Raw genomic sequence first — 13,930 nt, forward strand, 5'->3', positions numbered from 1 at the left:
GAGGGAGCTTACTCCCGTTGGGCTGCGCAGCGGCCCTTCGCTCAGAACACCCATTTTTTCAGAAAGAACTCTGTGGCAGGTTTTGGGGGCGCTTCGCACCCCAACGGGAGCAAGCTCCCTCGCCACAGAGTGGGTGTGGTCAGTTGCTGATCGGCACTTCCTGTAGGTCCAACACCCGATCCACCATCAGTTGGATGCCTTCCACCATCCGATGAATGCCCAGCACTGCATCTCGCTGCGGGCCGTCGACATCAAACGCCAGATTGCCCGCCAGTGCCTGCACAGATGCCAGGTCTTGGGAGGCATTGGCGAGCAGGGTTTCGGTGTTCAGACTGGGTAGTACGGTGAAGATCTGGTCGGACGGTGAATCACCAGCTTGGCGGGACTCGGCTTGAGATGAGATTGAACCAGTTAGCAAGTTGTCGCTGATCATCAATAAACTCCATATGGAATAGGCTCCTAGTGATTTTTCAGGCTTGCAGTCCCGGTCACTGAATTGGCAGCGACTGGCGAAGGTTAGTGAGGTGAGTTCCGAGGGACAACCTGAAAGGCTTGTAAGAAACCTCCGAGAGCCGAAGAAATAGCAGACAACAAAAACCCGGCCTAAGCCGGATTCTTTAATCGCAACGAACGCCTAGACTGACGCCCCACGCTGCTCCGCTTCGTAATGGCGAGTCTGAAACGGCATCAGCGCTTGAGCTTTCAAACCCAACCCCTCACTCAGCCCCCAGGACACCGCCAGTTCATCACGGCGGCTGCGCAGTGCAACAACGCCCAAAGGCTTCACATCCTGCTTGGAAGCAGTCGCCGCAAACAGCTCAATAGCGTGCAAGGCTTCCAAAACCCGGCTATCCGTTACACACGAAAAGCGTGTGAAGCGTTCCAGCAGATACCCCGCGCGACGAAGCTCCAATTCACTGGAGTGAGCCTCTAGAAAGTTCTTCACTTCACCGACAAGGTTAGCGTCCGAGTACCAGACTGCTTTCGCTGCACTCACCAGCGCCTCATCATCAGCCTGATTCAAAGGGCTTTTAACCAGAGTGTCCAACGCGGACGAGAGGACGGGAGCGTTAAAAGGCTTCGCCATCTGCTGTCTCCAGATAATCATGCAAAATATTGGTCAGAATGGACCTGGGTGGTTCTTTGTTTCCAACATACATATCAATCGCCTGCGATGCCAGCCGACGGAGCTCAGTGGTCACAATGAAGCCCGCCCTGAGCAGCGCCATGATATCGCTTACATCCTGATCGGTAGCTCTAGCCAATTTTGAGATGGCAATGTCGATAGGTGCCGCTATATGCAAGTGCAGTGCGGATTGTGCAGGAAACTCATCCAGGGGAAGACTTCGTTCCCAGTAGTCTTCGTGCAGCGGGCCAAAGCTAGTGTTGTATTGGAGATCGTAGTTCAGCTCCATGACGCGCCCAGATCGCTCATCGAAAAACTGCTCTGGAAATTCCGCCAACAGTGTCTGAAGGCGCAGCTTATTTCGAAAGCTCGCGCAATAAATCTCCGCATCAACATCCGTGGAAATACGGTGGTGTGTGTATAAATGAACAGCACAACCGCCGAAGACAATGACCTTGACCGAGCCAGGTTTAGCCCCTTCAAGTATCAATTCCACTTCGATGGATTTGAACATTGAAACCAAGGCTTTCCCTAGTGGGCTACTGGTATTTAGGCGTGGAGCGACGGTATCTTGCAATTCCATCATTGAATATCAAACCCGAGAGCAATGTTGCTGGACGGGCCTTGAAATCAGATCCCGATCACTGAGCCGACAGCGACCGAAGAAGGCTATTGAGCCAGGTTCCGAGGGACAACCTGAAAGGTTTGTCGGAAAGGTCTGCAGCGCCTGTACGGACGCCATCGCCGGCAAGCCGGCTCCTACAGTTGAACGCGCTCCCTCTGTAGGAGCCGGCTTGCCGACGATGGGATTTCACAGCCAACAAAAAACCCGCTGACCAAACTGGCCCAGCGGGTTTCTTGTTAATACAGCGTGCGAATCAAAAATCCGCCAACTGCCACACCTCATACGCCGGTGTCTCATACGGGTGACTGAGTTTCAAAGCAGCCACAACAGCCACGATCAATTCATCCGTCACCACCAGCTCAACCTTCCATTCTTCAACCACTTCAACCTGACCCACCTGCCCGATAAACGGCTGGCTGCCATCCAACGCGCGGAATTGGCCCTGGCCCAGCACTTGCCAGGCGCAGCTGTCGTAATTGCCGATGCGCCCGCCGCCGGCGGCGAAGACGGCGGTTTTCACCGTCTCCACATGGCTGTCGGGCACAAAGAAGGCAAGCTTGTACACCGTCTTAGTTCACCCACACGCGAGCATTGCGGAACATGCGCATCCAGGCGCCATCTTCGTTCCACTCTTCCGGGCGCCACGAGTTCTGCACGGCGCGGAATACGCGCTCCGGGTGCGGCATCATGATGGTGACGCGACCGTCGCGGCTGGTGAGACCGGTGATCCCGCGCGGCGAGCCGTTCGGGTTGGCCGGGTAGGTCTCGGTGACCTTGCCGTGGTTGTCGACAAAACGCAGGGCGACGGTGCCGGACAGGTCGGCTTCCAGCAACGCTTCTTCGCTTTCGAACTCGGCATGGCCTTCACCGTGAGCGATGGCGATTGGCATGCGCGAACCGGCCATGCCTTGCAGGAAGATCGAGTTGGACTCCTGCACCTGCACCATGGCGACACGGGCTTCGAACTGCTCGGAACGGTTACGCACGAAGTGCGGCCAGAACTCGCTGCCCGGGATCAGTTCGCTGAGGTTGGACATCATCTGGCAACCGTTGCACACACCCAGGGTGAAGCTGTCGTTGCGCTCGAAGAAGCCTTGGAACGCATCGCGGGCACGGCTGTTGAACAGGGCCGACTTGGCCCAGCCTTCACCGGCACCCAGCACGTCGCCGTAGGAGAAACCGCCGCAGGCTACCAGGCCTTTGAACTCGTTGAGGTCAACGCGACCGGCGAGGATGTCGCTCATGTGCACGTCGATCGCATTGAAGCCGGCGCGGTCGAACGCAGCCGCCATTTCCACCTGGCCGTTGACGCCCTGCTCACGCAGTACGGCAACCTGTGGGCGGATACCTTTCTTGATGTAAGGCGCGGCGATGTCCTGGTTGACGTCGAAGCTGAGCTTGGTGCTCAGGCCCGGGTTGTCTTCTTCCAGGATCACGTCGAATTCCTGTTCGGCGCAGTCGGCGTTGTCACGCAAGCGTTGGATCTGGTAGCTGGTCTCGGCCCACTGACGTTGCAGCAGACGACGCTGGCCGGCAAACACCGTGTCACCGTTGAACGAGATGTTGATCTCGCCGTTGTTGATCGGCTGGCCGATCACGGCCACGCAGTCGTCCAGGCCAGCGGCGCTGAATTGGGCGAGTACGTCCGGGGTAGCGTCCTGGCGAACCTGGATCACCGCGCCCAACTCTTCGTTGAACAGGATGCCGTTGATCTCGCACGCTGCCTCGGCAACGCTGTCGAGCACGATGTTAAGACCGCAGTGACCGGCGAAGGCCATCTCGACAACGCTGGTCAGCAAGCCGCCGTCGGAACGGTCGTGGTAAGCCAGCAGGTGGCCGTCGGCGTTGAGGCCCTGGATCACGGCGAAGAAGGCTTTCAGGTCTTCGGCGTCATCGACGTCCGGTGCCTGGCTGCCGAGCTTGCCATGGGTTTGCGCCAAGATGGACGCACCCATGCGGTTCTGGCCACGGCCCAGGTCGATCAGGATCAGATCGGTGGTGCCCTTGTCCATGCGCAGTTGCGGGGTCAGGGTCTGGCGGATGTCGGTGACCGGTGCGAAACCGGTAACGATCAGCGACAGCGGCGAGGTGACCGTCTTGTCGATGCCGTCTTCGTTCCAACGGGTGGCCATGGACATGGAGTCCTTACCCACCGGAATGGTGATACCCAGCTCAGGGCACAGCTCCATACCCACTGCCTTAACAGTGTCGTACAGACGGGCGTCTTCACCCGGGTGACCGGCAGCCGACATCCAGTTGGCCGACAGTTTGATGTCGGACAATTTACCGATGCGCGAAGCCGCGATGTTGGTGAGGGTTTCACCAATGGCCATGCGGCCCGACGCCGGAGCGTCGAGCAGGGCCAGCGGTGTACGCTCGCCCATGGCCATGGCTTCACCGGTGTAGACGTCGAAGCTGGTGGCGGTAACGGCAACGTCAGCCACCGGAACCTGCCACGGGCCGACCATTTGGTCACGGGCCACCAGGCCGGTGATGGTGCGGTCGCCGATGGTGATCAGGAAGCTTTTGCTCGCCACGGCCGGGTGGTGCAGCACGCGTTCGATGCTGTCGGCCAGTTCCAGTTGGCTTGGGTCGAAATCATCGCCCAGCTCGGCTTCACGTACAGCCGAACGGTGCATGCGCGGGGCTTTGCCCAGCAGCACTTCCAGCGGCATGTCCACCGGGCTGTTGCCGAAGTGGCTGTCGGTAACCGTCAGCTGTGGCTCGGCAGTGGCTTCGCCGACTACCGCAAACGGGCAACGCTCGCGTTCGCAGATGGCCTGGAAGCGTGCGAAGTCTTCAGCGCCGACTGCCAGAACGTAGCGCTCCTGGGATTCGTTGCTCCAGATTTCGTGCGGGGCCATGCCCGGTTCGTCGTTAGGAATGTTGCGCAGTTCGAAACGGCCACCACGGTCGCCATCATTGACCAGTTCCGGGAAGGCGTTGGACAGACCACCCGCGCCGACGTCGTGGATGAAGCTAATCGGGTTCTTGTCACCCAACTGCCAGCAACGGTCGATGACTTCCTGGCAGCGACGCTCCATCTCTGGGTTTTCGCGCTGTACGGAAGCGAAGTCCAGGTCTGCCGAGCTGGTGCCGGTGGCCATGGAGGAAGCCGCGCCGCCGCCCAGGCCGATCAACATCGCCGGGCCGCCGAGCACGATCAGCTTGGAGCCGACCAGGATCTCGCCTTTCTTGACGTGTTCTTCACGGATGTTGCCCATGCCGCCGGCCAACATGATTGGCTTGTGATAGCCGCGCACTTCATCGCCACGCGGGGTGGTGATGGATTGTTCGAAGGTACGGAAGTAACCGGTCAGCGCCGGACGTCCGAATTCGTTGTTGAACGCGGCGCCGCCCAGCGGGCCTTCGATCATGATGTCCAGCGCGGTAACAATGCGCTCAGGCTTGCCGTACGGCACTTCCCACGGCTGTTCAAAGCCTGGGATCTGCAGGTTGGACACGGTGAAGCCGGTCAGGCCCGCCTTTGGCTTGGCGCCTCGGCCGGTAGCGCCTTCGTCACGGATTTCGCCGCCGGAACCGGTGGCTGCGCCCGGGAACGGGGCAATCGCGGTCGGGTGGTTGTGGGTCTCAACCTTCATCAGGATGTGCACCGGCTCCTGCACCGCGCCGTACTGGCGGGTTTCAGGGTCCGGGAAGAAGCGGCCGGCGACGGAGCCGACGATCACCGAGGCGTTGTCTTTATAAGCCGACAGAACGCCTTCGCTGTGCATCACGTAGGTGTTCTTGATCATGCCGAACAGGCTTTTTTCCTGGCTTTCGCCGTCGATGTCCCAACTGGCGTTGAAGATCTTGTGACGGCAGTGCTCGGAGTTGGCCTGGGCGAACATCATCAGTTCGATGTCGTGCGGGTTGCGTTTCAAGCCGTTGAAGGCGTTGACCAGGTAGTCGATTTCGTCTTCAGCCAGGGCCAGGCCCAGCTCGGTGTTGGCCTTCTCGAGGGCGGCGCGGCCACCGCCGAGCACGTCAATCGCGGTCAGCGGCTTGGGCTCGGCGTGGCTGAACAGGCCGGCAGCCTGTTCCAGCTGGCTGACGATGATCTGGGTCATGCGGTCGTGCAGGCTGCTGGCGATCAGCTCGGCTTCGGCATCGCTGAACTGGCCGGCGACGTAGAACGCGATACCACGCTCCAGGCGCTGGATTTTTTCCAGGCCGCAGTTGCGGGCGATATCGCTGGCCTTGCTCGACCAGGGCGAGATGGTGCCGAACCGCGGCAGAACCAGGAACAAGCGGCCATTAGGCTCTTGAACCGGAACGCTTGGGCCGTACTTCAGAAGGCGTGCCAGCACTTGCTGTTCGTCGGCGGTCAACACGCCGGTAACGTCGGCGAAGTGAGCAAATTCAGCGTACAGGCCTGTAACAGCTGGAACCTTTTGGCTCAGTTGCTCAAGGAGTTTGCTGTGGCGAAAGGCAGAAAGGGCAGGAGCGCCGCGCAGGATCAACATCTTCGGGACAGCCTCGGGAAGGGGGTGTGCTTTGAGGCCGTGCATTCTAGCGTAAACCGCCGCCAACGGCACCCGAAACGCTACCGGTGGCTGCTGCCGGACGTCAGTTGGCCGGATTACCCCCCTTTAGAGGGGGCATGCCCGGCATCCGGCGCAGTTATTTTAACCGTCACAATCCCTCGCCAAGCCCCGTTTCTGCGGGCTGCAGCACAGTTTTACCGGCGCTAGCAGACAAGACCCGCGCTGTCGAGATATGGCGCCGTGGGCCGTTTGCGTATACTGCGCAGATGTTCTCCCCAACTGCTTTGCGCCCGCGATGCGCCAAATGGCTCATCGCCACCGGACTCTTCCTGATGCTCAGCGCCTGTGTTGATAAACCCAGCACGCTCGAGCGAATCAAGGAGGATGGTGTATTGCGGGTGGTCACCCGGAACAGCCCGGCGACCTATTTCCAGGACCGCAACGGTGAAACCGGTTTCGAATACGAACTGGTCAAGCGCTTTGCCGATGACCTGGGCGTGAAGCTGGAGATCGAGACCGCCGACAACCTCGACGACCTGTTCGGCCAACTGGGCAAACCCAACGGCCCGGTTCTCGCAGCGGCCGGCCTGGTCAGCAGCGAGCAGCGCCAGACGCAGGTGCGTTTCTCCCACCCTTATTTAGAAGTCACCCCGCAGATCATCTACCGCAACGGCCAGTCGCGCCCGACCAACGCGGCCGATTTGGTGGGCAAGAAGATCATGGTGCTCAAGGGCAGCACCCACGCCGAGCAACTGGCGGCGCTGAAAAAGCAGAATCCTGCGATTGAATACGAAGAATCCGACGCCGTTGAGGTGGTCGACCTGCTGCGCATGGTGGACGAAGGGCAAATCGACCTGACCCTGGTGGACTCCAACGAAGTGGCGATGAACCAGGTGTACTTCCCCAACGTGCGCGTGGCGTTCGACCTGGGCAACGCCAGCAACCAGAGCTGGGCGGTGGCCGCCGGCGAAGACAACAGCCTGCTCAACGAGATCAACAGTTACCTGGATAAAGTCGAGAAGAACGGCACGTTGCAGCGTCTGAAAGACCGCTACTACGGCCATGTCGACGTGCTCGGCTATGTGGGCGCCTACACCTTTGCCCAGCACCTGCAGCAGCGTTTGCCCAAGTACGAGAAACACTTCCGCGCTTATGCCAAGGAAGAAAAGGTCGATTGGCGCCTGCTGGCAGCCATCGGCTATCAGGAGTCACTGTGGCAGCCGGCCGTCACCTCCAAGACCGGCGTGCGCGGCCTGATGATGCTGACCCAGAACACCGCCCAGGCGATGGGCGTGTCCAACCGCCTGGATCCCAAGCAAAGCATCATGGGTGGCGCCAAGTACCTGGCCAAGATCAAGGATGAATTGGACGACAGCATTGCCGAGCCGGATCGCACCTGGTTTGCCCTCGCCGCCTACAACGTCGGCACCGGTCACCTGGAAGATGCCCGCACCTTGGCCAAACGTGAAGGCCTGAATCCGAACAAGTGGCTGGACGTGAAGAAGATGCTGCCGCGCCTGTCGCAGAAGCAGTGGTACAGCAAGACCCGCTACGGCTACGCCCGCGGTGGGGAGCCGGTGCACTTCGTGGCAAACATCCGGCGTTACTACGACATCCTCACCTGGGTGACCCAGCCGCAGTTGGAAGGCAACCAGGTGGTCGAAGGCAACTTGCATGTGCCGGGTGTGGACAAGACCAAGCCGCCGGAAGATAACCCGCAACTGTAAGAACACAGCAAAATTCATGTGGGAGGGGGCTTGCCCCCGATAGCTGTGTGTCAGCTACAACTAAGCTGACAGATACATTGCAATCGGGGGCAAGCCCCCTCCCACATTTGGATTTCGAGCTGGCTCAAAGGCCGGTGAGCAGATGCACCACTCCGCCCGTCAGCACCATCACACCTGGCACCCCCGCTGCCTTTAACGCCGTAGCATCCACCTTCGCCGCATCCTGCAACTGCACCCTCACCCGCGTCAGCGCCACACGCTGCTGCGACTTGAGGTTATCCGCCCCACCCAATGCGTTCAGCACCTCGGCCGACAACAGGCTCTGCGTCGGCGCAGTGACCGTCTCGGCAATCAAATCCGGCGTCAGGGCCTTCCAGAACGCCCGCTGCAATTTCTCGAACATACTCAGTGCTCCACGACAGGTGAGGTTTCTAAGGTGGCGGCGTGATATTGGCGCAAGGCCTCACGCACCTGGGCGGCTCCTTCCAGGCCCAGGACCTGGCGGGCGATGATCTGGCAGTCAGCCAGGTCCAGCTCGCGCACGGTGGCTTTGATGGTGGGGATCAACGGCACGCTGACCGACAACTCGTCCACACCCAGCCCGATCAATACGGGTACCGCCAGCGCCTCGGACGCCAACGCGCCGCACACACTCACCCACTTGCCATGGGCGTGGGCAGCCTTGACCGTGGCGGCAATCAGGCGCAGTACCGCCGGATGGAAGCTGTCGGCCTGACTGGCCAGGCGCGGGTGGTCGCGGTCCATGGCGAGCGTGTACTGGGTCAGGTCGTTGGTGCCGATAGAAAAGAAATCCACATGGGGCGCGAACACATCCGCCATCAGCGCGGCGGACGGCACTTCAATCATGATGCCCAGCTTTGGCAACTCGGTGAGCCCCAGCGCTAATGCTTCCTCTTCAAGGATCCTGCGCGCCAGGTGCAGCTCCGACAGCAGGCTGATCATCGGCAACATGATGTGCAGCCGTGCAAAACCGGCGCTGGCGAGGATCGCGCGGAATTGTTCGCGCAGCAGTTCCGGGCGTTCCAGGCACAAACGGATGCCGCGCAGACCGAGGAAGGGGTTGGTCTCGGCGTCCATCGGCACGTAGGCCAAGGGTTTGTCGCCACCCACGTCGAGGGTGCGCACCACCAGGTTGCGCTCGGTGCCCAGGGCACGGGCGATCTCGGTGTAGGTCGCTGCCTGTTCGTCAGGACTTGGGGCACGGTTGCGATCCAGATACAGGAACTCCGATCTCAGCAGGCCGACGCCTTCGCCGCCGAGGGTCAGGGATTGCTCGACTTCCTGCAACGAAGCCACGTTGGCAGTGACTTCAACGTGATGACCATCGCGGGTAGTGGCGGGTAACGACGCCTGCGCCACATCGCGCTGATGGCGGAGCACCTGTTGTTTACGCGCAACGTCCAGCTGCTCGATTTCGGCCAGGTTCGGTTCGAGGTGCAGCTCGCCTTTGTCGGCGTCGAGCAGCACCTGCTTGCCATTGGCCACCGCCAACACCTGAGCCGAAACACCGCAGATAGACGGCAGGCCCAGGGCACGGGCGAGGATTGCGACGTGGCTGGTCGCGCCACCACCGACAGTGACAAACCCCAGCACCTTGCGTGTGTCCAGGCTGGCGGTCTGTGAAGGCGTCAGTTGTTCGGCGATCAGGATCGCGCGCTCCGGCAACTCCCAGGCGCTGTCTTGGATGCCCAGGATCAGTTTCAGCACGCGCTGGCCGACGTCCGCCAAGTCTGCCGCACGCTCAGCGATCAGCGCGTTGCCCAACCCCTGGAATAACTTGATGGTCGCGAGCGTCGCACTGTTCCAGGCGAACGCGGCACTCTTGCCTTCAGCCAGTAGGCGGTGGGCATGTTCCAGCAAGGTCGGGTCTTCGAGCAACTCCTGATGCGCGCGAAAAATCTCGGCCTGAGCGCTGCCAGCCGCCTTGTCCTGCAACCCCTGCAACGCTTCAGTGGCGGCGAGCAAGCCGCGCGTCAAAGCAGCGTGTTCCGTTGCTTCATCCGTGCCTTGTGCCGTGATGATCAGCTCCGGTTCGGTCACTTGAACGACCTGACCAAACGCCGAGCCCGGTGATGCACACACGCCCCGCAGCAAGGTTGCCGGCGACTGCGTTGCGACCGGCTCGGCAATGCTTGCCACTACCTCGCCACAGCCTTCAGCCAACAAGACCACCAGCGCCTTGATCGCCGCCTCGGCGTCCTTGCCCGCCGCGCTCACTTGCAAGGTATCGCCCTGCACGGTTTGCAACGCCATGATTGCCACCAGCGATTTGGCGTTGGCACTCTGGGTTTGCTTGTGCAGGTAAATGCTGGCGTTGAAACCTTTCGCCGCCTGGGCAAATACCGCTGCCGGGCGGGCGTGCAGGCCGTTGGCGTTGGGCAAGGTCAGCGGCTTGGAGAACAATGCATCGCCCTCCTCTTCGTCCGCTGCTTCCACGACCGCACTTGGGGATAACTGCAACAGCGGCTGGCCCATTTCCACCAGGCCGTCCGCCAACAGGCTGAAGGGCTCGCCGCTGACCACCAGCATCAAGGTCAGCAAACTGCGTGCGTTGAGTGCCACGTAGTCGGCATCGAATTCGATCAACGGCTGCCCGACCTCCACCCGCTGGCCTTCCTGCACCAACCGGGTGAAACCCTGGCCCGCCAGGTTCACGGTGTCCAGGCCGACATGCATCAGCACCTGGACGCCGTTGTCGTCGGTGACACTGACCGCATGCCCACTGTCCTGGATATTGCTGATCACCCCGGCCAGCGGCGCGCAGAGCGTCTGCGACGTGGGGTCGATGCACAGGCCATCGCCGATCAGGCGGCTGGAGAAAACCGGGTCCGGCACCTTGTCCAGCGCCAGCAGCACACCCGACAAGGGCGCCAGCAATTCCAGGGGTTGAGTTGTGGTCATGACTTCACCTGTTGTTTTGTTCTGTAGATATCATTGAGCGGAGGAAGGATTACTTCCACCAGTACTCAACCTGCACGCCAAAGTTCGACCCATGTCGCGCCGTGCCATAGGCACCGGTATCGGACAACGCCGACCCCGCCGCCAATTCATTCGCCGCACGCTTGGCCGCTTCGTTCCAGGTTGCATAGGTGTAGTACAAGCGCACCTCCGGACGAGCCCAGAAATCCGGGCCTTTGGGCGACCAGGTCGGGGCGAAGGTAAATTTGCTCAGCTTGCGCGTTCCGCCCGTGGCCTCGACTTGATCATGCCCAAGCTCGGTGACCAGTTTGAATTGCTCGCTGATGGCGTATGCCGGGCGCACACCGAGGGACATCCAGGTCTGATCGCTTGAGCCTGGGCGAATGTCTTTCTGATACACGGCCTCGATCTGCCCGCCAAAACGCGGGGTCACCTGCCAGTCGAAAAACTCCACGGCGCGGTAGCTTTTGCTGCTGTTGTCCAGGAAGGTATTGCCGGTGTAACCCAGGCCGGTGCCGGGGCCCTCGCCGTACTGCAAAGCGAACTTGTTCTTGCCGCCGAGGAAAGGTTTTTGCACGTGCTGCGCGGTGATCGCCCAACCGCTGTTGGTGTCGCGTCCGCCGGCTTTTTCGATATAGCTCAAGCCCAATTCCAGCTCACCGCCGGGGTTGGTCTTGAAACCTGCGACGTTGAAGTCGTGACGGGTGGCGTATTCCTTCTGGTACAGGTTGTCCTTGCGGGAAATCGCGTAGCTGTACTTGAGGTCGCCGATCAGCACGTCCTCGATACCTCCACCCGTGGCGCTCTGGTTCCAGTAGTAGAAGTCTGAGATATGGATGTCGTTTCGTTTGTAGTAACGCCGACCGGCCCACACCGAACCGCCATTGAGGCTGGGCAGGTTGGACCATTGCGCATACATCTGCGGCATGCGCGCCGAGCCATTGTTTTCGCCCTGGAACTTTAGCTCACGGTCGTACTTGTTGTAGAGCGATGCCATGGCATCGACGCTGAGCACCGAGCCGTCGTCGAGGGTGAGCAGATCCTGGCGCAGTTCCAGCTCGGCGTATTGTTCGCATTCGTTACCCAGGCGGTATTTGGTTTGCGCCCCCGGCAGTTGGAAACATTGCTGTGGACCGCTGCCCGTCGAGGTGCCCGCGCCGCTGCGCAGGTAACCGGCAAATTCCAGGGCTTGAGCGCCAAACGGCAGGCTTAGACAAGACGCAACGAGGCCCAGCTTTATTGTTGTTTTCATAAAACGCTCCTAATATTTTTTCTTATTGTTATTGCTTGGTGCACGCTCCCTTGTAGGAGCCGGCTTGCCGGCTCCTACAGTGGGTGGCGGTGTTTCAATCTTTCAGGTGCAGGACGAAGGATTCATAGGGACGCAGCGCTACCGTGGCGGTACGTTGCGGGCAGTCAGGGTAGTTGCTGATCAGCAGGCGCTGTTCGCCGGCCGGGTTGATCACGTTGTCCGGCAGCTGGATTTCGCAGGGCGTGCCGTAGAAGTTGTTCAGCACCAGCAGGCGTTCGCCATGGCCCTCGCGCAGGTAGGCCCAGACCTGCAAATGCTCCTGCAGCAGTTCGCGATACACGCCCTCCTGGATCAGCGGTTCGTGACGACGCAAGGCGATCAGCGCGCGGTAGTGATGCAGCACTGAGTCCGGGTCATCCAGTTGGCTTTCGACGTTGATCTGCGCCGCGTTGGCCGGAATGCCAATCCACGGCTCACCGCTGCTGAAACCGGCGTTTTCCCCGGCACTCCACTGCATCGGCGTACGGCCGTTGTCGCGGGACTTCTGCATGATCGCGGCCATGCTCGATGCCTTGGACTCACCCGCATCGCGCTTGAGGCGGAAGATGTTCAGGGTCTCCACATCTCGGTACTGCTCGATCCGGTCGAAGCCCGGATTGGTCATGCCCAGCTCTTCGCCCTGGTACACATACGGCGTGCCCTGGAGGAAATGCAGCGCAGTCGCCAACATCTTGGCCGAGACCACGCGATGCTCGCCGTCATTGCCGAAACGCGAGACCACCCGTGGCTGGTCGTGGTTACACCAGAACAGCGCATTCCAGCCACCACCGGCCTGCATGCCCAGTTGCCAGTCGGAGAAGATCCGCTTGAGTTGCAGGAAGTCAAAATCGGCCTTCACCCATTTCTGCAGGTTCGGATAATCGACTTTCAGGTGATGAAAGTTGAAGGTCATCGACAGCTCCTTCGACTCCGGTCGCGAATAGCGAATGCAGTGTTCCAGGCTGGTGGACGACATCTCGCCGACGTTGATCAAGTCGTGCCCTTCGAAGACTTCGCGGTGCATTTCCTGCAGGTAGTCGTGCACGTTCGGGCCGTCGGTGTAGAAGCGGCGGCCGTCGGTGTTGTCTTCGGGGAAATCGGCGGGCTTGGAGATCAGGTTGATCACATCCAGGCGGAAGCCGCCCACGCCCTTGTCGCGCCAGAAGCGCATCAGCTTGAACACTTCGGCGCGCACCTTGGGGTTGTCCCAATTCAGGTCGGCCTGGGTGTGGTCGAACAGGTGCAGGAAGTACTGGCCGGTTTGCGCCTCGTATTCCCAAGCCGAACCGCCGAACTTGGATTCCCAGTTGTTCGGCTGGTCGCGCCAGATGTAGAAATCGCGGTAAGGGTTGTCGAGGCTACTGCGTGCCTGCTGGAACCATTCGTGTTCGATGGAGGTGTGGTTGACCACGATATCCAGCATCAACTTGATGCCGCGCTTGGCCGCTTCACTGATCAGCAGGTCGCAATCGGCCATGGTCCCGTAGCTGGGGTCGATGGCGTAGTAGTCGCTGATGTCGTAGCCGTTGTCCCGTTGCGGCGAGCGCAGGAACGGGGTGATCCACAGGCAGTCGACACCCAGCCATTTGAGGTAGTCGAGTTTGTCCACGATGCCCAGCAGGTCACCGGTGGCGTTACCCGCATGGCTGTGGAAGCTTTTCGGGTAGATCTGGTAGATCACCGAGTGTTGCCAGTCTTGCATGGTGGGTTCCTTCAGTTGATTTGGTGCTGGCC

Annotated in this window: 10 protein-coding genes; 1 reads left to right on the forward strand and 9 read right to left on the reverse strand. The window is 60.5% G+C overall.

The window, feature by feature from the left end:
• Nucleotides 1-139: 139 nt before the first annotated feature.
• The 5 genes from EJ576_RS16470 to purL all read right to left on the reverse strand — a co-directional run bounded on the left by EJ576_RS16470 (nt 140) and on the right by purL (nt 6,217).
• Nucleotides 140-433, reverse strand: a complete 294-nt coding sequence (locus EJ576_RS16470) for a DUF6124 family protein (protein WP_256656615.1) — start codon at nt 431-433, stop codon at nt 140-142.
• A gap of 201 nt (nt 434-634) precedes the next feature.
• A complete protein-coding gene (locus EJ576_RS16475; protein WP_123478470.1) occupies nt 635-1,087 on the reverse strand; it encodes a hypothetical protein in 453 nt (150 codons plus the stop codon).
• A complete protein-coding gene (locus tag EJ576_RS16480) occupies nt 1,071-1,709 on the reverse strand; it encodes a DUF6036 family nucleotidyltransferase (protein ID WP_178083550.1) in 639 nt (212 codons plus the stop codon). Before EJ576_RS16480 ends, EJ576_RS16475 begins: the two co-directional genes overlap by 17 nt.
• 295 nt (nt 1,710-2,004) lie before the next feature.
• Complete coding sequence (locus EJ576_RS16485) at nt 2,005-2,316, reverse strand: NGG1p interacting factor NIF3 (protein ID WP_126570705.1); 312 nt, start codon at nt 2,314-2,316, stop codon at nt 2,005-2,007.
• 4 nt (nt 2,317-2,320) lie between these two features.
• A complete protein-coding gene (gene purL, locus EJ576_RS16490; protein ID WP_123478468.1) occupies nt 2,321-6,217 on the reverse strand; it encodes a phosphoribosylformylglycinamidine synthase in 3,897 nt (1,298 codons plus the stop codon).
• A gap of 287 nt (nt 6,218-6,504) precedes the next feature.
• Here purL and mltF point away from each other — a divergent pair, with 287 nt between their 5' ends.
• Complete coding sequence (gene mltF, locus EJ576_RS16495) at nt 6,505-7,965, forward strand: membrane-bound lytic murein transglycosylase MltF (protein WP_028617827.1); 1,461 nt, start codon at nt 6,505-6,507, stop codon at nt 7,963-7,965.
• Between the two features lie 124 nt (nt 7,966-8,089).
• Here mltF and EJ576_RS16500 read toward each other — a convergent pair whose 3' ends face one another.
• The 4 genes from EJ576_RS16500 to treC form a co-directional block, all read right to left on the reverse strand.
• On the reverse strand, nt 8,090-8,368 hold the full coding sequence (locus EJ576_RS16500) for a PTS transporter subunit EIIB (RefSeq protein WP_126570706.1): 279 nt from the start codon (nt 8,366-8,368) through the stop codon (nt 8,090-8,092).
• Between the two features lie 2 nt (nt 8,369-8,370).
• The gene (gene ptsP / locus EJ576_RS16505) at nt 8,371-10,887 is read right to left on the reverse strand and encodes a phosphoenolpyruvate--protein phosphotransferase (protein WP_126570707.1); all 2,517 of its coding nucleotides are present in this window, start codon (nt 10,885-10,887) and stop codon (nt 8,371-8,373) included.
• A gap of 49 nt (nt 10,888-10,936) precedes the next feature.
• Nucleotides 10,937-12,157, reverse strand: a complete 1,221-nt coding sequence (locus EJ576_RS16510) for a carbohydrate porin (RefSeq protein WP_126570708.1) — start codon at nt 12,155-12,157, stop codon at nt 10,937-10,939.
• 94 nt (nt 12,158-12,251) lie between these two features.
• Entirely contained in the window at nt 12,252-13,898 is a 1,647-nt protein-coding gene (treC, locus tag EJ576_RS16515; RefSeq protein ID WP_126570709.1) for an alpha,alpha-phosphotrehalase, read from the reverse strand.
• Nucleotides 13,899-13,930: the final 32 nt, after the last annotated feature.

It is taken from the genome of Pseudomonas sp. C 49-2 (assembly GCF_003970195.1).
Taxonomy (GTDB): domain Bacteria; phylum Pseudomonadota; class Gammaproteobacteria; order Pseudomonadales; family Pseudomonadaceae; genus Aquipseudomonas; species Aquipseudomonas canadensis.

Coding starts and splice junctions, on each gene's coding strand:
- purL (WP_123478468.1), bottom strand. CDS start 6,217: ATGTTGATCCTGCGCGGCGCTCCTGCCCTTTCTGCCTTTCGCCACAGC.
- ptsP (WP_126570707.1), bottom strand. CDS start 10,887: ATGACCACAACTCAACCCCTGGAATTGCTGGCGCCCTTGTCGGGTGTG.
- EJ576_RS16470 (WP_256656615.1), bottom strand. CDS start 433: ATGATCAGCGACAACTTGCTAACTGGTTCAATCTCATCTCAAGCCGAG.
- EJ576_RS16510 (WP_126570708.1), bottom strand. CDS start 12,157: ATGAAAACAACAATAAAGCTGGGCCTCGTTGCGTCTTGTCTAAGCCTG.
- EJ576_RS16475 (WP_123478470.1), bottom strand. CDS start 1,087: ATGGCGAAGCCTTTTAACGCTCCCGTCCTCTCGTCCGCGTTGGACACT.
- mltF (WP_028617827.1), top strand. CDS start 6,505: ATGTTCTCCCCAACTGCTTTGCGCCCGCGATGCGCCAAATGGCTCATC.
- treC (WP_126570709.1), bottom strand. CDS start 13,898: ATGCAAGACTGGCAACACTCGGTGATCTACCAGATCTACCCGAAAAGC.
- EJ576_RS16480 (WP_178083550.1), bottom strand. CDS start 1,709: ATGGAATTGCAAGATACCGTCGCTCCACGCCTAAATACCAGTAGCCCA.
- EJ576_RS16500 (WP_126570706.1), bottom strand. CDS start 8,368: ATGTTCGAGAAATTGCAGCGGGCGTTCTGGAAGGCCCTGACGCCGGAT.